Source organism: Nostoc foliaceum FACHB-393 (genome assembly GCF_014698505.1).
In the GTDB taxonomy this organism is placed as follows: Bacteria; Cyanobacteriota; Cyanobacteriia; order Cyanobacteriales; family Nostocaceae; genus Nostoc; species Nostoc foliaceum_A.
This window is the reverse complement of record NZ_JACJTD010000025.1, coordinates 1-23886: the sequence shown is the minus strand read 5'-3', so window position 1 is coordinate 23886 and position 23886 is coordinate 1. Positions and strand designations below refer to the sequence as shown.

The window sequence follows — 23886 nt, the reverse complement described above, 5'->3', positions numbered from 1 at the left end:
ATCTTTTTTCCTTAAACGGGGTCTGTATACGGTGAAAGTTTATAAGAGAAGTTAGTCGAAAGCCTAGAATTTGGAGCCGATCCAACCATTCAAACAGTTTGGACTACTGAAGCAAAGAAACGACGAGATGATATTCGGGATGGTTCTGTACAATCAATTCTTGGAGAAGAAGCTTTGGCTCAGGTGAGGCAGTTACTTCAGCAATGAGGTATGTATTTCATCCTGAAGCTCTCACAGAATATCCTAATGCCTTTCAATATTATACAGAAGAGCGTACTGAGGTAGCGCAGGCATTTATCAATACAATTAGTTGGTGCACACCTTGGATATTGCATAGCGATCCCCATCCTGTTCCTGATATCTTCTGGATTGTAGAAGTTACCAAGACAAGCTTAAACAAAGACTTGGAGATCAAGGCTGTGATTTATGCGACGGCTGAGATTCAAGAATATTGGGTTTTAAGTTTATCGGCTAAACAGATGATTGTGTTCAGAAACCCTCAAAATGGTAAGTATGTTGAAGAATATACTATTAAGCAAGGAACGATTACACCGTTAGCATTTGCAGATGTTTCAGTATCTGTTCAAAGATTTTTGCCATAGGATGGCGTTGCTGAATCGAGTGATGAACAGATGTATATAGGTACAGTTCTTCCGATATGCAACGCCAATTTTTTTACTATCTGAGAACCTTAGCTGTAAGTTTAAGTTATCGTGTTCTGATAGCCCTCTCGGTTGACTTCTGACTTTTAACTCCTGCCCAAACGGTGAGCGGTTGTCCAACTTGCTTGTACAGTAAACTTTCTAGAATAACACCATTATTATTAGCGGTAAGAGTTTTATTCGGCTGACGTAGAGACTCATAAAAGCCGTTGTACCAGCCATCTTTAGATTTAAGGTTAGCTTGGACAAAATCAAATAACTGGCTGGTGTAAGTAGTATTGTAAAGCACATGCCAGCCGATCGCAGCTTTGGCACTGAGAAATCGTAAATCGTTGTGCTGTTGTCGGGTATCTGTAATGGTTGCCCAAGGTTTCCCGTTGACAAACAGACTACTGTAAACGAAGTAAGGAGAGCGATCTAAGTTGTCTTCGGTGATGGCAGTTAATTGTTTGGTTGCTTGGTAACGCGCTGCTTGAGCAGCTAAAATCCGATCGGCATAAGCTTTAGGCAAAGCTTGAAACCCAGTTTCGATGCCATCTAATATATAGGGTTCGCTAAGAACGTAGTTATTAGCTCCAGAGTTTTTATAGTCGCGGAGATCGTAAGGAATTCCTTCTCCGTAAAGATCAACAAACGCAGCATGGGACTGATAATCCAAAGCTTTATTAACATCCAAGCCCCAAAGCTTTAAACCGTATGCAGCATAATTCTCATAGCCCAAGCGACCTTCTTGGTTATACTGTTCCCTACCTTTGATAACAGCAGTACCGTACATTTGTCCCCTTCTGGTGAGACGCTTGACTTGCCAATGCTTCCAAACCGCTTCTGTTCCTAGTCGCATCTCTGGATACTTTGCCCCGACAATCTTCAGCCAGATTGCCATCCGCCCTAAATCGATGGCTGACCAACCAATTTCTTCGCGTTTTTCTAGTTGACCATAATTAACGGGTACAAGGGTTTTTGCATTGTAGACTTTGTTGGGTAGTTCCCCTTTGTATAAAGGCATAGATGCCAATGTCTTCAACATTTTGGTCATTTTGGCATCAAATTCAGCCACAGGCACGATATTGAGTTCTCTAGCACTGACCAAAGCTGCGATAGCAGCTGTCTGATCCCACATACTGACAGAAGCAAAGCCATCAACAGAATTGACCAAGCCAGTTTCATCGTTCCAGTTACGCTGGAAGTATGACCAAGCTTGGCGGGCAGTTGTCGTTTCCTCTGGGGTCAGTTTTCCAACTCCAGGAGCAACATAGGGAATTATCGCTACTGTTAGTTGGTTCTTAGGAATGGGTTGACCTGGCAAAACTACAGATTTCGCATCAAGGCTAGCAACTATTTCAGCTTCTTGGGCAGAAGAGAGGGGACTTTGGGGTTTCTCCGGTTGTACCAATTGGCGTGAAGCAGTTTCGGATGTTGATATTTCAGGTTTTTCTATAGAAGTCTGGGAAAGTTGCTTAGACCAACTAGTTAAAATTGCGATCGCTATTACAGCAGTAACTACTCCTCCGACAGAAGCTAGTATGGACAAGCTCTTAGGTGGCGGTTGAAAATCAGAACTCATACTGATTAAAGCCTTATTTTGTAAGTCAGCGTTGTTTGCGTAGTTTCACCAAATACATTCTTCCCAACTTTCAAATCTAACTAACACCCAGAAGTCCACCTGACTACTACAATAAAATAGTCACGCACCCGATCTCTGGAGTTCTAGCAGTGGGCTTATTTGATGATTTGAGTCGGTTTTTAGAAAACCGTTTAGAAGAATTCTTGCGTAACAATCCACATTTGGAGTTAGAGGCGCTGCTAGAACAGCTGCGTGAGCAAGAGGAAGGCACATTAAAGCTGATTGCAGATTTACAAGTACAAGAGAAGCGATCGCAAGAAGAAATTCTGTCCACCGCTCAAGAAATTCAGCGTTGGCATATCCGTGTTCAAAAAGCCAAAAACGCTGGTAGAGAAGATTTGGCGGCTGCGGCGGGTGAGCGAGAAGCAGCCCTGTTGCGCGAAGGAAATCAGCGTTGGGGACATATGCAAGGGCTGAAAGAACGCATTAACCAATCTCAGGAACTACTGCGAAAAATTCAGCAGCGACGACAAGAGGTGCAAGCTAAAGCCGCAGAAGCACAGACAGCCCGTGCTAAAGCGCAAACTCAGCAGCGTTTTGAAACCAGCGGCTGGTCGAATCAAACTAGCAGTTATTCTAGTGGTTTTGATGACTTAGAAGAGAAGTTCCGTAGCTGGGAAACTCAGGATGAGTTAGAACAAATGAAGCGTAATTTAGGTAAATAATCGCAAAGGTTAAATTCTAAAGGATGAAAGTTAAATAATTTTCATCCTTCTTACTTCTTATTTTATTTAATATCTGTATTGCTAATAACAAATCTTGATATTTATTTAGGATTAAAAATTTTAGATATTCATACTTAGTATAACCATCAAACAAGTCAATTCTAGAAATTGTATTTAATTTACTAATCAGGATTTGCTTTTCTGATAAAGTTTAGTAAATACAAGTTTTACCTCTTCTTTGTACTACTACTATCACATCGTAAAAACACCTAATTTTTTTGAGTAACCGCCAAGGAAGAGAGAATCTAGGAAATCTTGTACTAAGAAAAGAGGAAATACAGTTAAAATAACTTTTCTATTCACTATTTTGTGTTGTTGCCACAGTATTTCCCAGATATTCTCAATGAAAACTGAGGCATAGGAAATAATATGTTTTTAGACATCTTAGCTAGCCTGCAACGGTTATTTGTGGGTTACATTCCAGCCGCTGTATTGGGTAGTTTTATTGGTTATTTAATAGGCATGAATAGCATGATTTATCAGCTATTTAGGCTGATATTTCAGATACCACATAGTATCCCTCCTATAGCTTTGTTACCTATTGCCCTAATAGCATTTCAAGAAAGCGAATCGGCTGCTATTATAGTAGTTTTTCTGGGAACTCTCTGGACGATGATTATTAATACGGCAATAGGGATGCGGCATTTTCATAGACAGAACAATAACTTTCGAGTCGCTATATTTCATCTATTTCATGCCTTTAAAGTAAGCATTTGGGTAGCTTGGTTTATAGTTATTGCTACAGAAATGTTAACAGGCCCAAAAGGACTTGGGTTTACCCTGTGGGAAGCTTATAAAGCTGGTAATGTCGATTATATAATCCAGGTGATCATCTACATCGGTATCATTGGCTTTTTGCTGGATCAGGTACTAGATTTTGGAGCCTATATTCTCTCGCAAATGGTTTCAGATGGGAAAAAATCTTCCTAAATTTTATCTAGGCTTGCGAATTGCACCCTGCCATCCTCCGGACTCAACTGGACAATATAGCCTTTGGACATGGGGAGTTCCTGAAACCAATGGAGCGGTTGACAACGAATAGCCTCTCCATTTTTCCATAAACTCACAAATTTAGGTTTGACAGACCACTAGTCTCCATCTAGCGATCGCTCTTTGAGGAAAAACTTTTTGGTTTACTGTTTTTTAGTTTTAGTTAATGTGTCATGAAGTTGGGTGTGGGGGTAGGGTGTAGAGGATACGGCATTGAACGTAGCTCTGAAACCCCGATCAATGCAATCATCTTAAAAGATGGGGCTTGTAAGCTAATCGTCATTTAAATTGCATCATTTTCATGGTAATAAAGGCTGCAAACCCTCTCCCTTGCTCCCTGCCCCCCTGCGATCTCAATGTGCAAATTAAATACTTAACAGCTTATCCAGTTGTTGGGGCTATTTCTTTCGCTACACCCCACACCCTATACTCGCCCCAACGGGGCTTGGTCAGTTTAATTATTGTCCACTCAGTAAATACAACAAGCTTTGGGCTAAAATTACGTTTTAGTGGGTGCAATTATCTAAATATCCTAATTTTAGATAATATTGCTATTGTCTAAAATTAGAAATATGAGGATTAGCGAGCGCACTGAAATTTGATTGTTCAGCAATCGTAAGATTTTTAGAGGGTACTACCATGCAAAACATGCTAAAACGCGCATTCCTACCTGGCTTGATGGCTGCTACTTTAGCTGGTACTAGCTTAATCCCGGTTCAACCTGCTTCTGCTGATGACCGAGTTCTTAATAATGCAGCCATTGGAGCCGGGGCAGGTGTATTAAGTGGGGTTGTAACAAATTGTGGTTCGGTATTAGACAATGCTTTTAAAGGTGCTGCTGCTGGTGCTGCTGTTAATGCTGCCAATGGTGCAAGACGCACCAGAGCCAGAAGAAGAAACGGACGTTTACCTGTTCAAGATATCGCTGTAGGTGCTGGTGCTGGTGTATTGGCAGGTGCAATTTCTGGTGGTTGTAGAACTACCTGGAAAAATGGTGTCAATGGTGCTGCTGCTGGTGCTGCGGTTAATTTATTAGATAACAGACCCAGAAGAAGATAATCTGTCATTGATAACTCGTAATTTAGTCACCCAGCACGAATTATCAATAAAAACCTTCAGGCGCAGCAAATTGCTTCGATGTCTGCCCTTGAGCATCTGTCATCAGAAAATCATAAGTTTTCTTACAACGTAGGCGCTAAATACCAGGAACTTTGGCATATAGGCTGTGATACCTGAGCATCCAAAACAGGTTTCATTCTTCATAACCCCATCATGTCTGAACGCTACATTGAGCTTATCTCAAAACAAAGACTGTTTTGAATCGCCGCAATACTTTACAACCAATTGTGTTGCTAAAGTTGAAGAAGGCAGAAGGCAGGAGGCAGAGGGCAGAAGGTTCTTTTCACTTATAGGATTCAAACCCCTCTTGATTTGGAGCCACCAAATTTTCAATTTGGTGGGGGTCTTAAACCCTTGCTCCCTACGGTCGCGCAGATGGTTCGGGCAAGAATAGAAGGGATTTATCCCTTCTGCCTTCTGCCTTTCTTCGATAAAGACCGCTTTTGTTTTTGATTAACTTTTGTACTTCAATACCTTAGCCAAAAAAAGATTATGAAGAGATAGGGCGCTCCGCAGTAGATGGCTAAGGTATTCTTAATTTAAGATTCCATCTCAGCCAATTCTAACCAGCGTTCAGTCGCTACATCGATCGCGTGCTTGAGCTTTTCCACATGATCGTAGAGTTTTTGCACTTGGCTGTAATTCCCCGGTGAGACATTCGCTAGGGTTTTCTCGGTTTCCGCTTTCTCAGCCTCTAGCTGGGCAATTTTACCTTCCAACTGCTCAAATTCTTTTTTCTCCCAATTGGATAACCTCCGCCGCTTGGTATTCTCTACATCCTTGGGTGAAGCCGCACCATTTTGGACTTCGGCATTTTTGGGTTTCTCCTTAGTGTTCGCAGCTTGTTGCTGTGCTTCATCAGCCTTCTTATAGTCGAGATAAATCGAGTAATTACCTGGATATTGCCGGAGATTACCGCCTTCTTCAAAGGAAAATACTGTGTCGATGGTGCGATCAAGAAAGTAGCGATCGTGAGAAACTACAATTACACACCCGACAAAATCCTCTAAATAATCCTCTAGTACTGCCAATGTCTGAACATCTAAATCATTTGTCGGTTCATCTAAAATTAAGACATTGGGCGCACTCATCAAAACCCGCAACAGAAATAAACGGCGTTTTTCACCACCAGAAAGTTTATTAATTGGTGCATACTGTTGATTACCAGGAAACAAAAACCGCTCCAACATTTGAGAAGCAGTAATTTGAGTCCCATCGGTAATTTTAATAAACTCTCCTTCTTCTTTGATGTAGTCAATCACGCGCTGATTTTCGTTTAAAGCTGTGAGCAATTCTTCAGAATGCTGGTCAAAATAACCGATGTGAACTGTAGTTCCAATTTCTGCAATACCAGAATCTGGCTTAATCTGACCAGTAATAATATCCATTAAAGTAGATTTACCTGCACCGTTAGCGCCGATAATGCCGATGCGGTCTTCTGGGCTAAATTCATAGGTGAAATTATTAATCAGGGTACGTCCATCATAGGCTTTAGAAATGTTGTCTAATTCAATAACTTTTTTGCCAATGCGACGACCAACTGTAGAAATATCAACTTTACCCTGAACTTGTTTAAATTCAGTATCTCGCAAAGCATGAGCGCGGTCAATTCTAGCTTTTTGCTTAGTACTTCTGGCTTTCGGCCCTTTTTTGAGCCATTCCAACTCGCGCCGCAGTAAGCCTTGATGTTTACGTTGACTACTTACGGCAGATTCTTCAGCTAAGGCTTTCTTTTCGAGGTAATATGAGTAGTTGCCTGTATAGGTGTAAATGTCGCCTCGGTCAATTTCAATGATCCGATTGGTAACGCGATCCAAAAAGTAGCGATCGTGGGTTATTAGAAAAAGTGCGCCGCGATAACGATTTAAATAACTTTGTAACCATTCTACAGAAAGAGCATCGAGATGGTTTGTCGGCTCATCCATGAGCAAAACATCTGGTTCTGCTAGCAACGCTGATGCTAAAGCAATCCGCTTGCGATAGCCGCCAGATAAAGTGCCTATTTTGGCATCAAAGTCAGAAATTCCTAATTTGGTAAGGATGATTTTAGCATTAGTTTCTAGTTCCCAAGCACCACTTGTATCCATCCGTTGCATCACCACAGAAAGGCGAGACATCAGTTGGCTATCATCTGGATAGTGAGCCAATTTATCTGAGAGTTCTTCATACTCACGCACCAAAGCCATGTGTTCACCGCTATCAGCAAAAACTTGCTCTAAAACTGTGTGATTTTCATCTAAATCTGGCTGCTGGGGTAAGTAGATAATTTTAGAACCGGAGTTGATTAAAATTTGACCACTATCAATCGATTCTAACCCTGCGATCATTTTTAATAGGGTTGATTTTCCTGAACCATTCGTACCAATTAAGCCAACTTTGTCAGTAGCATCGAGGCTAAAGCTAGCATCTTTTAAAATCTCTTTGATGCCAAAGTCTTTTGTGACTGATTGTAGTGTAATAATACTCATAATATTTAGTAATTTTTCATTGCTCATTAGTTAGTAGGTAAGGCACATACCCTACCTACATTCATTCGCCGAATTCTATACGAATAAATCCAAGGGAAGATGTCCATACATTTCGTTTATTCCCTCTTCGTCATAAGATTGACAAGATACTAATACACCACGATGATGTCCATCATAGGAATCGAGATAACACAAGCCATTTTTACCATTTAATTTGATATAAACTGGGCCTTCAGGCGTAGACAAATTATCTGGTGGTTCATAACCTAAAGCCAGAGAATATGTCTTCATAGCCAGTATTCCTTCTTCTGCTGTATCGGCACAAATTCCTAAGATTTGATAATCAGCAAGTTTGGTGAGCAAAATTAAGGCATTACGAATTACTACTTTTTCTGATGGATTAAGGATGGGAGCAATGTCTAGACAGTTGAATTTATTCAGTAATTTTTTCGCTTCTTCAGCGGTGAGATTCTGATGATTGGGGATTGACATAAACTTCGATTATTATCTTCTTGGTTTTCTGTTGTGTTTGAGTTGGGACTAGCCCAACTAACTAAGTATTCTTTACTCAAATCAAGGTTGATTTTGGATATTTCCAAGGTTGAACATGAAGGGGATACCGCTTTTTGAGTCACCACCCATAACGAGAACTTTGGGCATCTGAGCGCCGCCAGTCCTCCAAGCTTCAATTGCTTCTTTTTGCAGAACTAACTGTCCTCCTTGGGCTTTGAGTGTCTCTGCTAAGAGTCTTTGAGCTTCTGCCCTACCTTTGGCGCGATTAACGTCTGCTTGTGCTTCTTGTTCTGCTTCCCGTGCTACATAAACGGCTCTTTGCGCCCGTTGTTCAGCAATTTGTTTTTCTTCCACTGCTCTGGCAAATTCTGGTGAGAATGCTAAATCAACTACGCTAGTATCTAACACAATTATCCCATATTTGTCTAAGCGATCGCCTAACGCTTGATCAAAGTCTTCTTTCAATTCACTTCTTTTGGTAATTGCTTCTTCTACTGTTCTTCTAGCTGCTGCAATTTTAAATGCTTCTTGGGTCTGGGGTGCAATTATTTTTGATACAATATTTTCTAAAGTTCCTTGTTTCCTTCTAACTTCAACTACCTTTACAGGATCGAGGCGAAAGTTGATCGCAAATCTCGCAGATAAATTTTGCAAATCCTTAGTAGAACTCTCCGCTGGCACTTCAAACTTTTGCACAGTCAAATCATACACATCTATCACTGAGATAAAAGGCGGTTTCACGTGAATTCCTTCCAATAAAGCGCCATCTCTGGCTTTACCCAAGATGCTGATCACTCCTGCTTGTCCTGGGTTAATAATGATAAAAGAATTTAGCCCGAGAATCACTAGTATTGCTAACACAATTCCGAAAACTGTGGTTTGCCAATTTCCCAATTCCTGATTTTTCAAATTCCTCTCTCCGTGTGAGTGCTGAGTTACCGAAGTTCAGATGTCTGACAACAAGCCGCTCCGATTTCTCGCTGAGTGGTAAGTCCTGATTAAAATAGTACGGTTAAATCTGAGAGTAGCAAATAGTCAAAACTTTTGCTTTGACTTGAGTAAACTCAGTTTCTAGTTTAAGTTTCACTCTAGTAACCGTTTAGAGATTTTAAAACCCCTACGCTCAGTGTAGGGGATTAGTCATCAGCTATTTGAAGATGGGGGATAAAGTAGTAATCAATAGCTCAGTAAATTCCCACGCCGTTTTTGACAATAGATAAAATCCCTCTTCTCAGTAAACAGCTTCAGGGAATCTGACAACAGCAATAAGATTTTGTTTAGTATCAACCGTTCCCAGTGCGTTGAGTTTACGTGAGGTACACCCGTAGGGGCACGGCAGTGCCCATTGGTGTCAACTTAAGCTAAAAGCCTTTTCAAATCTCGTTTCCAGCAAGAGGCTGGAAATGCAACTCAAAAGCGGCAGAGCCGCCAGCAAAGGAGGCGGAGCCTCTAGGACAGCATTCCCAGTCGGAGACTGGGAACAAGACAACGAGACAATATCTAAAAGCTGCTTCTAGGATGGGTTTCACCTTAAGTTGACACGTATGGGCAGTGCCGTGCCCCTACACCTAGCAATATAATGTTGTACCACTTTCATTTTGCGATCGCGCCAACTAACTCTTCAAACAGCAGGTTAGCCACCTTCAAGAGATCGAGAAGTTTTCTCTAATCTATTTACCCTTAGACAGATGCTGGAGTTTTTACGTTAAACCATACGCAACTATGGAGTAGTCTGTGAAGTGCATCTGACGTAGGACTGGCTTGGGTTGCTTCTAGGCGATTAATTTATAAGTTTATTTTATAAGCCATTAAAAGCAATCAACTTTTTGGGCTATTGAGAAACTGTATTAGAAACTACTATTTTTGGCGTAGGCGTAGTCCAACCTAGGTATCGCAAAACTTTTCGGTCTACTGAATTTAGGTTACTTAGCAGTCGGGAAGGTAAAATCAGGTTTGAAGCGATGATTACATGATTTATCTGTTTCAGCATGAACAAAAAATGGGCCGTCAAGCGAATCACTATAAACTTGGCATCAAATGAAGCTAAGAACCTTGAAAAGTATTGTGAACAGACAGGCAGACCAGCAACGGATGTGATTCGAGAACTCATTCGAGCCTTGCCACTGACGAAATAAAAATGGATTTGCGAACCATTTAACCTTGGTTCGTTCTCAAGTTATAAGCATTAAAGTTTGGTTGAATTGGAGGTTTAAGTTAACGATTGATAATTTTTTGTGAGGATTGAGAAGGATGTAAATATTGAGTGAAGGCGTGCTATGCCCGCCGTAAACGAGCGCAGCACGCCGAAATAAGATAGACGTGATAACTATTATTGAGTTGCACAATGACGAGTGAGAGACTGTTTCTCCGATTCGGCGGCTATCCTTATTCTGTCGCAACTTCTGTCAGAGAAGAATTTCTAACTCTTGTTTTTAGTATTTTCGCAACAAACAACAGTATTGAAACAGCAAATATCCAGTCGTGAGGGTCTAATCTATGATTACTGCTCTTGAATTACTCTTTTCAGAGTAAAACTGCAAAATCTTCTACTTTAGTCATAACTCTTCTGGACTGGGGCTTTTTCAACTGGGTGTGAAAAATCAGGTCAAGGCAAGGTTTGAATGAGTTCCCGAATCACATCTATTGCTGGCCTACCTGTCTGTTCACAATACTTTTCAAGGTTCTGAGCTTCATCTGATGTCAAGTTTAAGGTGATTCGCTTAAGCGCCTTTTTCTTGCTGGAGGTTGCCAAACGGGGAAATTTAAGTGCAGCAGTTTTATTCATTGATTGATAGGCTAGATATATACAAACTTTCTTTATCAAGTTTGCCAATTCACAAACGTCTTTACCAGTGAAAATCGAGATTTTGAGATTGAACTTAAGCTTTACACCCAAAATATGTTACTGAAAGTTGAAGGTATTAAATAACTAAAGCCACACGTAATTAATCAGCCATTACGTGTAGTGCAAGAAGCTTTTGGCTCAAGAGTTTATGTCAGCAATGCCCCACAGACCAGATTTTCTGTTTTGGGCATACATCTCCTTGAAATCCTTTGCAACATGAAATTATTCGTTTGTGATAGCTATCACCTCATATCTTTAGCAATCTAGTAGATAATTCCTTTTAGTTAAAGGCGATTACCCAAACGTGAGTTAATACATGACTTTACAGAATTGGAGACGCAAGCGTGGCGTTGCACTTACTACCAAGGGGTTACAAAAAATTCAGCAAGCAAAGCATCAATCAGAAGCAAAGGAAAATTTTGGAAACAGGTACACTCTTGAAGAAATGAGTGCCCGCTCTGGGTTATATTCCGCTACCATCTCGAAAGTCTTGAATCGGGAAGGAGGAGTTGATAAACAGACTCTTGAAAAGCTATTTTTAGCTTTTCATCTAAAAATAGATAAAAGTGACTATTCAAGCTCAAATACTCGTCTAGATTTGGGAGAAGCTATCTTTAACTCAGTTTTTTATGGGCGTACAGAAGAACTTGCCACGCTAGAGCAATGGATTCTCAATGAGCACTGCCGATTGGTGACATTATTGGGGATAGGAGGCATTGGGAAAACAACACTGTCTGTAAAGTTTTCTCAACAGATTCAGGACAACTTTGAGTATGTGATCTGGCGATCGCTACGAGAAGCTCCACCTGTTAAAATTATTCTAAGTAACCTGATCCAATTTCTATCTGATGAACAGGAAATAGAAGGTAACTTATCAGAAAGCTTTAGTGAGAGGGTATCGCGACTACTCTATTATTTGCAAAATCATCGCTGTTTGGTGATCCTTGATAATGCAGAGTCAATTCTCCGTAGTGGTAGCCGTGCCGGACTTTATCGAGAAGGATATGAGGAATATGGTGAGCTTTTAAGACGGGTAGGAGAAGCAACTCACCAAAGCTGCTTAGTGCTGACTAGTCGTGAAAAACCGAAAGAAGTGGCATTACTGGAAGGAGAAGCACTACCTGTTCGCTCATTACTACTGAGTGGCTTGAAGGTGGGGGAAGGACAAGAAATCTTAAAACTCAAGGGGCTATCGGCGGCCGAGGATGAATGGAAAGTAATGATTGAACGCTATGGAGGCAATCCATTAGCCTTGAAGATAGTTGCCACGACCATTCAAGATGTTTTTGATGGTAATGTGACTGGATTTTTGCAACAAGACACGGCTGTTTTTGGAGATATTCGCGATATTTTAGAGCAGCAGTTTGAGCGCTTGTCAGATTTAGAAAAGAATATAATGTACTGGCTAGCGATTAATCGTGAGTCGATTACCCTCTCAGAATTGCGAGACGATATTATATCACCAGTACCCCAAGCTAAATTACTAGAGGCTGTAGAATCTTTAGGAAGGCGATCGCTAATCGAGAAGGCTACGCCTACGCTCATTGAAAAAACTGGATCACTTTTTACTCTCCAGCCTGTAGTTATGGAGTATGTGACTAGTAGCTTGATAGAAAACGTCTGTGAAGAAATTGTCACTCAGAATATTAATTTATTTAGATGTCATGCTCTGATGAAGGCGACAGGTAAAGACTATATTAAAGACACTCAACTTCGTCTCATAATCAAATCAGTTATAGATGGATTGCTTAATGTTTTAAGAAGTAAAAGAAACATTGAAAATAAATTAACTCAACTTTTAGTAAAACTCCGAGAAACATCGCCGTTAGAACCAGGGTATACGGCTGGAAATATTCTGAATTTGCTTTCTAATTTAGAAACAGATTTAAGTGGCTATGATTTTTCTTATCTGACTGTTTGGCAAGCAGATATGCGTAATATGAATTTGCACAATGCAAATTTTGCTCATGCCGATCTCGCTAAGTGTGTTTTTGCGGAAACCCTCGGTGGTATTTTTTCGGTAGCCTTTAGCCCCGATGGCAAACTTCTAGCTACGGGCGATACTAATAATGAGATTCGCCTGTACCAGGTTGTAGATGGACAACAGATGCTCACTTGCAGGGGCCACGCTGGTTGGGTTCGATCAGTTACCTTCAGTCCTAATGGAGATATTATGGCTAGCGGTAGTGACGATCAAACAGTGAGGCTATGGAATGTTAGCACTGGTCAGTGTGTTGCAAATTTGCAAGGGCATAGCAGTGGTATCCAGTCTATCGCCTTCAGCACGAATGGTCACATGCTGGCAAGTAGCAGTGAGGATAAAACTGTGAAGTTTTGGGATATAGAGACTGGTCTGTGTTTTAAGACTTTATCGGTAGATGATTATAGTGTATGGTCAATCGCCTTCAGCCCCGATGGTCATACAGTGGTAACTGGAAATGACAATCATACCCTTAATCTATGGGATATCAACAGTGGTCGATGTATTAAAATATTGGAGGGACATACCAATCGAGTACATTCCGTTACCTTCAGTGCAGATGGTCGCATTTTGGCTAGCGCTAGTCATGATCACACAGTGAAGCTATGGAATGTTGACACAGGACAATGCTATTTAACGCTACAAGGTCATACTGACTCAGTACATTCTGTTACCTTCAGTTTGGATGGACATATTATTGCTAGCGGTAGTGATGATCAAACGGTGAAAGTCTGGGATGTTGCTACAGGTAAATGTATTAGAACTTTGAGAGGACACAGCAGCCGAATATGGACAGTTGCACTAAGTTCCGACAAAGACAGCTACATTCTGGCTAGTGGCGGTGATGACCAAAAAGTTATGCTGTGGGATGTCAGTACTGGTCGTTGTATTAGGATTTTTCAAGGTTATTGTGATGGAGTTTGGTCTGTCGCCTTCAGCCCAAACGGTTATATGTTGGCTAGTAGTGGGTCTAACAAAATTGTAAGGCTTTGGGATGCTAGCATTGGTACGTGTCTTCAAACCTTGCGGGGACACAATAATCGGGTTACATCAGTTTCTCTTAGCCCAGATGGTCGCATTTTAGCTAGTGGCAGTGAAGACCAAACGATAAAATTGTGGAATGTCAACACTGGTCAATGTTTAACAAACTTAAATGGGCACAGTAACCGTATATTAGCTGTTACCTTCAGCCCAAATGGTCTGATTCTAGCAAGTAGCAGCGACGATCGCACAATAAAGCTATGGGATAGCAGTACAGGTCAATGCATTAATACCTTTAATAGACAAAGCCATCGGGTCTGGTCTATCGCTTTCAGCCCGGACAGTCAGATACTAGCTAGTGGTTGTCATGACCAAACAGTGAAATTGTGGGATGTCAACACTGGTCGATGCCTTGAATCGCTTCAAGGACATACTGATTGGCTGTGGTCAGTTAGCTTTAGTCCTGATGGGCAGCTTTTAGCGAGTGGCAGTAGCGATCAAACGGTAAAGTTATGGGATGCGAGAACAGGTAAACACCTTAGAACTTTACAAGGTCATACCAGTTCTGTCTACTCAGTCAGCTTTAGTGCGGATGGAAACCTTCTAGCGAGTGGGAGTGGGGATCAAATGGTGAAGTTATGGGATGTCAATAGTGGACAATGCCTCAAAACTTTGTCAGGACATACCAAGTGGGTTTGGTCACTTGCCTTCAGTGCCCATGATCAAACCCTGGCTAGTAGTAGTCAAGATGATACAATTAGAATATGGGATGTGAAGACTGGAGAGTGTCTAAGAATTTTGAGGAATGATAGACCCTATCAAGGCATGAACGTCACTGGCATTACAGGTATAACGGAGGCTCAGAGAGCCTCTTTGAAAGCTTTAGGAGCAGTTATTCATGGAGAAGGCAATCCTACAGTTTTCAGATGAAAAACCTGGATTATCATAAAAAAACTAAATCACTTTTTTCAAGACTTAGCTTTTTGATACACTCAAGAACTTGTCTCCAGTCTTCTGAAATTTATATGATGCTTGTCTAATTTCTACTTCATATCCCTGCTTGATCAATTGGTTTATGACTGGCAGCAAAAATGGAGATAGCTTGCCAGAGGTATCTAGCAGCGGAAAAATGCGTGTCTCTATAGCAACTCGACACATTTCTGCAATAGAAGCGAGATGGAACTCTTCAGATAGGTGTTCAGAATAGATGAATAAAAAATGAGAACATAAGGCTAAATCAAATTTTCGATCAGCAAATGGTAAAGTAGGTAGCTCACCTGTAACATAACGTTTCTCCTGAATTCCTAAAGAAAAGTCTTCAATGAATTCCTGCATTGCGGATATTCTAATCTTTAGTAACTGGCTTGGCGATTGAATATCCTGCCAAACAAAATTATCTGGATTTCCTTGCACCGCATTCATGACTTCACGGCTAGCTTCTTGGATGTGTCGAGCAATCTCAGTTTTACTTAATTTGTAGATGGGATCGCAAGAGACAACATTGCCTCCTCTACGGGTTATCTCAACATTAAAGCTTGCAGGACCACCTGCACAGTCAATAATTTTCAGTTTGTTATCTTCAAGAGTTAAACCAAACATCTTGGTGTATTCTTCAGCAGAACGTCCCCATATAAGGATTTTCTCAAACTTAATCCCCATAACTTTTATTCCAAAACTTACATTATTAATTCATTACTCTGGACTTCCCCTATGAATAACTTCAAAAACAGGTATAAGTACAATTTTTGCCCTAACTTGACGCTCATTTTTGTATCTCTCAACCGCGCACCCAACTGCACCTAAAACACCAAGCGCCAACATTCCTAATACAGCAGAAGGTTCGGATACAGGTATTGGCTTCACGGCTGAAAAAGCTAATTCTCCAATTAGTTTGTGAGCGGAGGTTGTAGGATGGACTTGATCCCAAAATAAAAACTTATCTGGTTCACAAGCAACTGGCTGCTTGGGAACATTAATGGGCACTACCGATAAGTCTCCAACACAAGATTCGGTAACATTTGTAAAACCGAATTCTTCTGGAGCAGCGATGATTGTATTGAATAAAGAATTAACATCAAGAGGAATGAGATTAATATCAGGGCTGAGTTGCTGGCTCAAAAAGTTGAGATTTGCAGTCAAACTGGAGTTGTGTGCACTGGTAAAAGTGCTCAGTAAGCTGGAATCTTGATTATTGCCGCCTGTAACTGGAAACTTTCCTAAATCTGGTAAGTTAACCACCAGAAAGTTTTTAGCACCAACAGCAGCAAGCGACGTTACTGATACTGATAAATTGTTGACTGCTTGGGTAGGATTGGGAATGTCACCAAAAAAGTAATCTAAATAATCATTCGTACCAGCCCAGATGACGTAGAGGGCGTTCGAGTTTGCAGAAGGATTTGTTGATGTAAAGCTATTAATCTGTTGCTGCAATCCTGGTAAACTAGCAATGCCGATATTCTTAGACCCTGTGGTTGCGCCACCATAGGCAAAGTTGGTGTTTAGATTCAAGTTTAATCCTAAATTGGAGGCGAGATATTCCACCCAAATTGGGCCATTGGAAAAACGTCCATTAAAGTAAGTTGGACTTGAAGGAATAATTCCACCTGTGGCATTGAATACATTGCCTGTATCAGAGAGGCTATCACCAAATACATAAATCTCGTCATTATTCTGTGCTAAAACTTTGAGCGGAAATATGAGAGATAAAATAAAAATTTCGGTCGCAAGAATTTGTTTCTTCACAGGCAACTACTCAGATAAATATTAATTGTTGGTAAACAACCTTAACAAGAAGGAGCTTTGGTTCTGTCTTTAGAACTTGTCACTGCCAAGTCAGATTCTATTTTATGGATAGGAGCAGAACCTAGCGCTACTTTGCCCCAACGCATCACACTCGCAGAGGCAGCACCTGCTGCACCAAATCCATAAACAAGAACTAAGTCATTTTCGCTAATTTTTCCTAACTGTGCAGCATGGTACATATTAACTATAGTAAGTACTGGCCCAATGTTTGCATATTGTGGATAGAGATCGATTGTACGTTCTGGATTAATACCCAGTACGCGCGTACAAAAGCGTGCGAACCAAGCCGTAGGTGTGTTGAAAATAAAAAAGTCTATTTGTTCAAGGGTCACACCTGCTGCATTGATAGCACCTTCACAACAAGTGCGGAGAAACCCTACAGCCGTTTCGCGAGTTAATCTGTTTGCATCCTTGCTGACCTGCATATGAACCTGCAAGTTGCCCTGTATATCCTTGGCGATCGCAGGGTAAACTAGATCGGACAGGGCACCAGCATGAATAGTCTTAATACCAAGAATACCCTGATGTGATTCAAGTTTACTTACCACAAAAGCTCCAGCACCATCGCTAAGAAACCATGAGGCAGTATCATCTTCGGGGACAAAGTGAGAGTAAGAGCATGAGATAACTACTAGTACGTTGTGATACTGTTCTGCCGAAACCAAAGCATAAGCAGTCTGCAACGCAATTAGAGTGCTACCACAGCTTGCATCGATATTCCAAGCTGCACCCTGCAAACCTAGCTCACGCGCCAGAAAGGCAGCATCACCAAATCCGATTTGTTCAGGCCAGATCGAGGCAACAAGCATCAGATCGACATTTTCCAGAGAAAGCTTTGCAGCCGCAAGGGTATCTTTTACCGCACGGCACTGTAGCATTAGTGGTGACTCATTTGGACTTAGCACCCACCGTTCGACAGTCCCCCGAAAGGGATCTGATAGATAAGGCACCATCTCTAAGTCAAACTCACTCTTGGGGGTGGAGCCATCAAGAGTGAACCACCTTCCTAAACTTTTTTGCTCTGCTTGAGCAACCAATTCCGGGTATTTTTCTCTGTAGTAATCGTTGTTACGTTTAATGCTAGGTAAGCTTACAGCGAGTGAGCGAATACCTACTGCATGTTGTGCCATAAAAACTTCTTTTATATACTAGGTTAGTAGTAATAATTTCTACTACTCTGGGTAATCAAATTCTGAATACGACTTTCAATTGGTGCAGGCTGAGTAGGGTCAATGACTACATCAACCACGAATGGAGCGATCGCTGCTATTGCTTTCTTCAGAGCCGCCTCAATGTCAGCCTCTCTCTCGACACGAATACCATCGGCTCCCATCCCGCAAGCAATTTTAACAAAGTCGGTTTGGGGAATATTTGCATCTACACCCTGGAAGCCCAACATCCCCATCCCTCGATCGCACATGTTGTAGCGTCCGTCATTAAGTACTATCCAGACAACTGGAATCTGGTACTTCACAGCTGTGCTGATCTCGTTATTCATTAGCATGGCACCGTCACCAACAATGGCGATCGCTTTACCACGACGAGCTAGTGCCGCACCAACAACGCCAGTGGTAATATGCCCCATAGATGCAAAACCGCTACAGTTTCGGTAACGATGTGGCTTGGCAAACCGCAGCATGTAATTTGCCCAAGCAGACGAACTGCTTGACTCGGCCATCACCAATACATCACTTCCCTCAACAATCAGTCTTTGAATAGTATCCATAAGCACTACGGGACGCACTTTTCCGTATGTACGTAGATTGATTATACTGTGTTCAGGTCTAGATAGTATCGGTTTTGTCAACTGAACAGGATGCTGCGAAAAGTGTTTCAACAGACCCTTCACAAACACTTTGATGTCAGATGGAATCGCAAAGGTCTCAGCAGATGGATATGCAGTTCCTGGTATCTCTGGGTCGATGTCAACATGCAAAAAGCCCCGCAAAGGTACCATCACAGGGAGCAAGAGTGATGTGCGTTCGCCTAAGCGTGTTCCCAGAACTAAGGTGCGTAAGGGCCGATACTCCTGCATGTACCTAAAAACAGACTCATGCCCACCGAAGCCGCTGACGCCAACAAACTGAGGATGATCTTCAGGAAAAATACCTTTAGCCCGTGGTGAACACATTACAGCAGCCCCTGTCTTTTCAGCAAGCTGGCAAATCTCTTTTGCAGCACCTCGTGCCCCAAAACCGACCCAAATGGCAAACGGCCCCTCAGACATTAACTGGACACATTTTGTAATTGTTTCTTCAGTTGCTGTTGCCACACTGTGAGACAGAGTTACTCGTGGCAATGATGTTTTTAATGAACTTGTCTGAATATTTGTAGGGATACTTATATGAGCTACAAATCCTCCTGGTTGTCCTAGTCCAAGAGAAAGCCTTCGAGAAACCTCTGTGAGTTCATCACTAGATTCGACAGTGGTTGCATAATGGAATATTTGCCCTGAAGTAAAAATCCCGGCGCTAGGCATAGTGTAAGTGCTAGTTTCTTGGCAAGCCCAACGCCCCCTCTGTGGTGCTGAGGTTGAAGCTGACACGAGGATCACCTTAGCTCCCTCCCAACGGGCAGCTAACAACCCAGTCAAAGCGTTGGTGATTCCCGGCCCTGTAGTAGTGAATACCACAATCGGGCGATCGCTAGCAAAGTGTGCTTCAACGGCTGCAAAAGCTGCTCCAGCTTCGTGGCGAAAGTGCAGCACCTGGATAGAACTTTGATGTAACGCTGCCCACACGGGGGCGATCGCGCCTCCCGAAACACCAAAGGCATATTGCACTCCCATGTCTTTCAGGATTTTTACCACTGCCTCTGCTACCGAAAAAGTTACGGATGGCTTGATGTCAAATAGCTGTTTATTTGAATTTAATTGTTCAGTGGTATTCGCTTGTGTATCCTGAAATTTAACATCCATAGAAAATATACTTAGGAATAATTTCCTCTGTGGGATAATATTATCCCACACCCAAAGTAGGTCAGTGCAAATATTTGTCGTTTAAATCATGCAGCAAGCAGCCATGCTGAAGGCAAGAGGCAAGAGGTTTTTAGCCCACTTCATCTTTATTTAAGATAGTTTAGTTTTGTTGTGCCAATCTACTTGCTTATCTTCACACAGTTTGGTCTTTTCTTGCTTACCAACTTAAACTCTGCTTTGATATCAAAGAAATGTTAAGAGAGTTTAAGAGGAGCAAATGTGGCGATGCCTGCTGCGGGCTGCGCCAACCAGATGGGTTCACCCGTCTTTTGGTTTGTGAAAACTGAACACTACTAATCAAGCTCTGGAGTATAAAAAGGTGGTTAACTTAAATCAGTACAGGGCTTTAACTTTCGATTGTTACGGAACCCTGATTGATTGGGAAAACGGGATCTTAGGGGTGCTCAAGCCACTTCTGCTGGCACACAACGTTAATCTCGATGAAAATCAAATTCTGGCACTTTTTGCTGAGTTTGAAGCAGAAATGGAAAAAGGAGAATATATCAAATACCGAGAAGTTTTGAAGAGGGTAGTCCAGAAATTTGGTGGAAGATTTGACTTTGAGCCAACTGCTGACGAACTAAAGTCACTGGCTGAATCGATTCAGCATTGGCTGCCTTTCTCCGATACAGTTGAGGCACTTAAAACTCTCAAGCAAAATTTTAAGCTGGTAATTATCTCAAATGTAGATGACGATCTCTTTGCTTTCTCGGCAAAGTACTTAGAGGTGGAATTTGACCAAATAATAACAGCAGAACAGGCAAGAAGCTACAAACCCTCCTTAAACAACTTCAGACTGGCTCTTGAGAAAATTAATTTGCCGCTAGAGCAGATATTACACGTTGCTGCTAGTCTATATCATGATATCGTTACAGCCAAATCTTTGGGACTATCAACAGTCTGGGTAAACCGTCGAGCAGACCAAAAAGGATTATCAACCACAGTATCAGCAGTAAGTCAACCCGACTTAGAAGTGCCTGATTTAAAGACTCTCACTGCTTTGAGTTCACTGAAACAATACTGAGCAATAAGTGTTGAGTGCCCAGCACTGTTTCAATGAGGTTCTGTTGTTACAAAACGAAACAGGGATTGCAACATAGATTGATTCTGCCTTACTCTGGAAAAACTACTACACCAGTTTGAGACCACATTAGCCCTTCTTTATGAGGGCAAAGTGCAAGGGACGGGTGACGCTCGTATCAACGCTCTGCTTCTGTCTCTCCAGATCAGTGCCCTGCCGATAATACTTGTTCAATAAAACACTTTGATAGCCTAAAACGATGAAAGCATCTGCTAATTTCGACTTTGAAGACGAGAAATTCAATGCACCGCCTTCTCAAGTCATCCCTTGGTGTCAGATGATTAATCCTCGGTATGGCACAGATGGTATACAATCTCACGGTTTGGCGATTAAGCTAGATAATGCTCATGCTGTTGGCTTTGTGCCAGATGATAATTGGCAGCAAGTGGAGCATGAATTTAGCTCTGGAGTCGAAACAGTCTTTATTAGCACTACTCCACACTTGGTTTTAGTGCGTCGGGGACCATTGTCTGTCAAAGACCGAGAAAGTGGTCTAAAGCTAGGTACGCTCAAAGATAATTATGATGCTTTTTTAGCCGACAAACTTAAATTTAAAACCTTTACTCGCTATCTAATTTTTATAGTGGGTGAGAATAAAAAGTTTTTACATGAATCACCACTACAACTAACACTTAATGGTGCCGCCGGAGCAAGTTTCAGCAAAACCTACTGTGAATATCAACAAGGTAAAGTAGTTAGTGGATTCGTTGCTGAACTAGAAAAGGCTTATGCTGTCTATCGCAAACAACCTTTGACACCAAAAGGCCCTTTGTTTCATGCTCATGGGATTTTTTGCCCCATAATTGAGTGTGAAGAAAGAGGTATTGAACCAAATACAGTTCTGGTAGCTTCAACTGTAGACTACAAACATCCGACGGTAGGGACTTTAACACAATACTTAATTGCTTCGGATTCACTTGAGTCTGCAATGATTTGCAAGACTTTTGAAGAATACAAAGATTTTGGGAAGGAACCTGTAAAATCAGAAATGCCTAAATTGGCAATGGCAGGGGTTTCCAAGTCTTACGTTTATGCTGATGAAGATGATTTTGCTTATCCGCCCTATTAGGTGGGAGTAAATAAATTTTGAGAGCATTATGGTCTGTAATAGTGCATTATACAGTCTAGAGAATATCAAATTAATCGAATTTGTGGAAAATGCTGATAAGAATCGAGACGATGTTATTCTTAATGTCTCTGTGCTTGTTGGTTTATAATCTTGGTCAAAGAGAACTGAGGAATAGCTTAAAAAGAGTCAAAATCGGCGTTAAAAATCAACTAGGCATCGGTGAGAGGTTAAAATAAAGCGCATTTTGTCAATCGGTTAAAAGACTCAATATAACTTAAATAAAAATGATAATCGTGTGCGGGGGAGGGGAAAGAGGCGAGCGACGCTCGCCTCTTTCCCCTCTAATTTGATTATCATTTTCATAAGGTTTTTGGCAGCTTAGATGTGAGATGAAACAGCATTGTAACAACAGAATAATTTTCTTAAAACTGAGTTTTATTATTAGGTAAATTCAATTATCAAACTAGGTAACGAAAAGTTTGGTTTATCGCCATGCCTAAGCTCTCAAAACGAAACTCTGACCACGCAAAACGGCATCATACTCCTACTATAAATAATGGAGCGATTGCGTCGCATTTAGAAGCTTTATTAACTCCTGCTATTTTTGCTCAACAAAAATACTATAAACAGTTAGGATTACGAGACAGAGTTCTAAATTTGCCGTTAATGGTCGCCGCAGTTTTAACACTGTTATGGCGGCAAGTTCCGGGAGTACAGGAATTAACTCGTTTGTTGGCAAGAGAAGACCTATTATGGTGCCGCGCTACTAATGTTGCTCAACAGTCACTATCAGAAAGGTTTTTAGTTTTTCCTGCCGAATTATTTGAAAATGTATTTAAAGATTTGTTGCCTCGATTACAACTTAATTGGCAACAGCGACTCAAACGGCCATTGCCAGATAGTGTTAAATTTGCACTCTGTAATTTTGAACGAATTTGGATTGCTGATGGCTCAACACTAGAAGCCTTATTCCGAAAGTTAAAAAGCCTGGAAGGCTTGAAAACAGGTCAATTGGCAGGAAAAATCTGTACAGTTGTTGATTTGGTTAATCGTTTACCGATAGAAGTTTGGTTTCACACCAATCCTGCCGCATCAGAGACTAATTTTGTTCGCGTAGCGTCTCCCTTTGGGAGAAGCTCCTTTACTAAATTTACTGCCTGCTAAAACTCTAATTTTACTTGATAGAGGTTTTTACCATTTCCAGTTTTTACAACAACTTAATTTACAAGATGTTCATTTTATTACTCGTTTAAAAGCGAAAGCATCTATTAAATACTTAAAAATTTTTAGCTATGACCATTTAGTTAAAGACCGATTGATTCAACTTGGTACTGTTCGTCGTGGCGCACCAGTTCTTACTTTACGTTTAATCGAGATAAAAGTTGGTCAAACTAGCTATTCTTATATTACTTCTGTCCTCGACCCACAAATACTACCTCCTTATGTTGTGGCAGATTTATATCGCCGACGTTGGCGAATTGAAGAGGCTTTTTATTCAGTTAAACGTTTATTAGGGCTGTCTTATTTGTGGACTGGTTCTATTAATGGTGTCAAATTACAAGTGTGGGCTACTTGGCTATTTTATGCAGTTTTAGTAGACCTAGGAGATGCGGTAGCTGATGAATTATCTTTGCCATTTGACCGCATTTCTTTAGAGATGATCTTTCGTGGTTTGTATCATTTTAGTGTCGCTTACGACAAAGGGAAGGCTGATGACCTGATTAAATACTTTACTGCTCCTGAAAATCAAGATTTAGGAGTTGTCAAATCCTTGCGAAAACCAGTCTCCAGGCTGGATTTATCCCCTTTTCCTGCACCCTCTTGACAAATGTGCAATTACTTTAACCTCTCACGAATGGTGATAGTGTGTTGTTTTAGCAGTAGATTCCTGAAATCAAAACCCCCTAGCTGCGATATGAGCTAGGGGGCTTTGATAGAAAAATGAATCCTGGCATCGAGCTATTTTTGCGTAGGGCTACCCCTAAACTATCGTGGCCGCAGCAGCGTTTCACCTCTGAGTTCGGGAAGGGTTCAGTGTGGTTCCACCGC

Annotated in this window: 17 protein-coding genes, 1 rRNA gene and 2 pseudogenes; 10 read left to right on the top strand and 10 right to left on the bottom strand. The window is 41.3% G+C overall.

The window, feature by feature from the left end:
* Positions 1-57: 57 nt before the first annotated feature.
* Together H6G92_RS20610 and H6G92_RS20605 are read left to right on the top strand one after the other, a co-directional pair.
* A pseudogene (locus H6G92_RS20610) lies at positions 58-207 on the top strand (addiction module protein); the annotation flags it as partial.
* On the top strand, positions 204-602 hold the full coding sequence (locus H6G92_RS20605) for a Uma2 family endonuclease (protein ID WP_190895463.1): 399 nt from the start codon (positions 204-206) through the stop codon (positions 600-602). The pseudogene H6G92_RS20610 and the gene H6G92_RS20605, both read left to right, overlap by 4 nt.
* Positions 603-708: 106 nt before the next feature.
* Here H6G92_RS20605 and H6G92_RS20600 read toward each other — a convergent pair whose 3' ends face one another.
* The gene (locus H6G92_RS20600) at positions 709-2226 is read right to left on the bottom strand and encodes a DUF3131 domain-containing protein (RefSeq protein WP_190895462.1); all 1518 of its coding nucleotides are present in this window, start codon (positions 2224-2226) and stop codon (positions 709-711) included.
* Positions 2227-2375: 149 nt separating this feature from the next.
* On the opposite strand from H6G92_RS20600, the gene H6G92_RS20595 reads away from it, so the two are divergent.
* From H6G92_RS20595 to H6G92_RS20585, 3 genes are all read left to right on the top strand, one after another.
* On the top strand, positions 2376-2951 hold the full coding sequence (locus H6G92_RS20595; protein ID WP_190895461.1) for a TIGR04376 family protein: 576 nt from the start codon (positions 2376-2378) through the stop codon (positions 2949-2951).
* Between the two features lie 429 nt (positions 2952-3380).
* Complete coding sequence (locus tag H6G92_RS20590; RefSeq protein WP_199344896.1) at positions 3381-3941, top strand: nitrate transporter; 561 nt, start codon at positions 3381-3383, stop codon at positions 3939-3941.
* A 699-nt stretch (positions 3942-4640) separates the two neighbouring features.
* Positions 4641-5060 carry a hypothetical protein gene (locus tag H6G92_RS20585; RefSeq protein ID WP_190895460.1) on the top strand — a complete coding sequence of 140 codons (420 nt, stop codon included), beginning with the start codon at positions 4641-4643 and terminating at the stop codon, positions 5058-5060.
* A gap of 599 nt (positions 5061-5659) precedes the next feature.
* On the opposite strand, the gene H6G92_RS20580 is transcribed toward H6G92_RS20585, so the two are convergent.
* From H6G92_RS20580 to H6G92_RS20570, 3 genes are all read right to left on the bottom strand, one after another.
* Positions 5660-7588 carry an ABC-F family ATP-binding cassette domain-containing protein gene (locus H6G92_RS20580; RefSeq protein WP_190895459.1) on the bottom strand — a complete coding sequence of 643 codons (1929 nt, stop codon included), beginning with the start codon at positions 7586-7588 and terminating at the stop codon, positions 5660-5662.
* Between the two features lie 75 nt (positions 7589-7663).
* Positions 7664-8080, bottom strand: a complete 417-nt coding sequence (locus tag H6G92_RS20575) for a DUF1824 family protein (protein ID WP_190895458.1) — start codon at positions 8078-8080, stop codon at positions 7664-7666.
* A gap of 81 nt (positions 8081-8161) precedes the next feature.
* Entirely contained in the window at positions 8162-9010 is an 849-nt protein-coding gene (locus H6G92_RS20570) for a prohibitin family protein (protein WP_190895457.1), read from the bottom strand.
* Between the two features lie 1079 nt (positions 9011-10089).
* On the opposite strand from H6G92_RS20570, the gene H6G92_RS20565 reads away from it, so the two are divergent.
* Positions 10090-10236 carry a ribbon-helix-helix protein, CopG family gene (locus tag H6G92_RS20565; RefSeq protein WP_094348756.1) on the top strand — a complete coding sequence of 49 codons (147 nt, stop codon included), beginning with the start codon at positions 10090-10092 and terminating at the stop codon, positions 10234-10236.
* Positions 10237-10706: 470 nt separating this feature from the next.
* Here the strand turns inward: H6G92_RS20565 and H6G92_RS20560 are convergent, their stop codons facing one another.
* Entirely contained in the window at positions 10707-10886 is a 180-nt protein-coding gene (locus H6G92_RS20560; RefSeq protein WP_190895456.1) for a CopG family transcriptional regulator, read from the bottom strand.
* Positions 10887-11262: 376 nt separating this feature from the next.
* Here H6G92_RS20560 and H6G92_RS20555 point away from each other — a divergent pair, with 376 nt between their 5' ends.
* Positions 11263-14838 carry a WD40 domain-containing protein gene (locus H6G92_RS20555; protein ID WP_190895455.1) on the top strand — a complete coding sequence of 1192 codons (3576 nt, stop codon included), beginning with the start codon at positions 11263-11265 and terminating at the stop codon, positions 14836-14838.
* A 45-nt stretch (positions 14839-14883) separates the two neighbouring features.
* On the opposite strand, the gene H6G92_RS20550 is transcribed toward H6G92_RS20555, so the two are convergent.
* The 4 genes from H6G92_RS20550 to H6G92_RS20535 are packed head-to-tail and all read right to left on the bottom strand — an operon-like array spanning position 14884 to position 19627.
* Positions 14884-15567 (bottom strand): class I SAM-dependent methyltransferase, encoded by a 684-nt coding sequence (locus tag H6G92_RS20550; RefSeq protein WP_190895454.1) that lies wholly within the window; start codon positions 15565-15567, stop codon positions 14884-14886.
* Positions 15568-15600: 33 nt separating this feature from the next.
* Entirely contained in the window at positions 15601-16650 is a 1050-nt protein-coding gene (locus H6G92_RS20545) for an SGNH/GDSL hydrolase family protein (RefSeq protein WP_190895453.1), read from the bottom strand.
* Between the two features lie 41 nt (positions 16651-16691).
* Positions 16692-17840 carry a 3-oxoacyl-ACP synthase III family protein gene (locus tag H6G92_RS20540; protein ID WP_190895452.1) on the bottom strand — a complete coding sequence of 383 codons (1149 nt, stop codon included), beginning with the start codon at positions 17838-17840 and terminating at the stop codon, positions 16692-16694.
* A 23-nt stretch (positions 17841-17863) separates the two neighbouring features.
* Complete coding sequence (locus H6G92_RS20535) at positions 17864-19627, bottom strand: ScyA-related TPP-binding enzyme (protein WP_190895451.1); 1764 nt, start codon at positions 19625-19627, stop codon at positions 17864-17866.
* Positions 19628-20006: 379 nt separating this feature from the next.
* Between H6G92_RS20535 and H6G92_RS20530 the strand changes: the two genes are divergently transcribed.
* From H6G92_RS20530 to H6G92_RS39615, 3 genes and pseudogenes are all read left to right on the top strand, one after another.
* Positions 20007-20711 carry a haloacid dehalogenase type II gene (locus H6G92_RS20530; protein ID WP_190895450.1) on the top strand — a complete coding sequence of 235 codons (705 nt, stop codon included), beginning with the start codon at positions 20007-20009 and terminating at the stop codon, positions 20709-20711.
* A gap of 256 nt (positions 20712-20967) precedes the next feature.
* Positions 20968-21837: a DUF5895 domain-containing protein gene (locus H6G92_RS20525; RefSeq protein WP_190895449.1), complete on the top strand. Its 870-nt coding sequence runs from the start codon at positions 20968-20970 to the stop codon at positions 21835-21837.
* A gap of 492 nt (positions 21838-22329) precedes the next feature.
* Positions 22330-23650: pseudogene (locus H6G92_RS39615) on the top strand (IS4 family transposase); the annotation flags it as partial.
* Between the two features lie 133 nt (positions 23651-23783).
* On the opposite strand, the gene rrf reads toward H6G92_RS39615, so the two are convergent.
* Positions 23784-23886 (bottom strand): 5S ribosomal RNA (rrf, locus tag H6G92_RS41335); the annotation flags it as partial.

Bases quoted from the DNA above. Each gene is read 5' to 3' on its own strand.
- H6G92_RS20605 (WP_190895463.1), top strand. From the start codon at position 204: ATGAGGTATGTATTTCATCCTGAAGCTCTCACAGAATATCCTAATGCC.
- H6G92_RS20580 (WP_190895459.1), bottom strand. From the start codon at position 7,588: ATGAGTATTATTACACTACAATCAGTCACAAAAGACTTTGGCATCAAA.
- H6G92_RS20550 (WP_190895454.1), bottom strand. From the start codon at position 15,567: ATGGGGATTAAGTTTGAGAAAATCCTTATATGGGGACGTTCTGCTGAA.
- H6G92_RS20575 (WP_190895458.1), bottom strand. From the start codon at position 8,080: ATGTCAATCCCCAATCATCAGAATCTCACCGCTGAAGAAGCGAAAAAA.
- H6G92_RS20560 (WP_190895456.1), bottom strand. From the start codon at position 10,886: ATGAATAAAACTGCTGCACTTAAATTTCCCCGTTTGGCAACCTCCAGC.
- H6G92_RS20555 (WP_190895455.1), top strand. From the start codon at position 11,263: ATGACTTTACAGAATTGGAGACGCAAGCGTGGCGTTGCACTTACTACC.
- H6G92_RS20525 (WP_190895449.1), top strand. From the start codon at position 20,968: ATGAAAGCATCTGCTAATTTCGACTTTGAAGACGAGAAATTCAATGCA.
- H6G92_RS20590 (WP_199344896.1), top strand. From the start codon at position 3,381: ATGTTTTTAGACATCTTAGCTAGCCTGCAACGGTTATTTGTGGGTTAC.
- H6G92_RS20600 (WP_190895462.1), bottom strand. From the start codon at position 2,226: ATGAGTTCTGATTTTCAACCGCCACCTAAGAGCTTGTCCATACTAGCT.
- H6G92_RS20540 (WP_190895452.1), bottom strand. From the start codon at position 17,840: ATGGCACAACATGCAGTAGGTATTCGCTCACTCGCTGTAAGCTTACCT.
- H6G92_RS20565 (WP_094348756.1), top strand. From the start codon at position 10,090: ATGAACAAAAAATGGGCCGTCAAGCGAATCACTATAAACTTGGCATCA.
- H6G92_RS20535 (WP_190895451.1), bottom strand. From the start codon at position 19,627: ATGGATGTTAAATTTCAGGATACACAAGCGAATACCACTGAACAATTA.
- H6G92_RS20585 (WP_190895460.1), top strand. From the start codon at position 4,641: ATGCAAAACATGCTAAAACGCGCATTCCTACCTGGCTTGATGGCTGCT.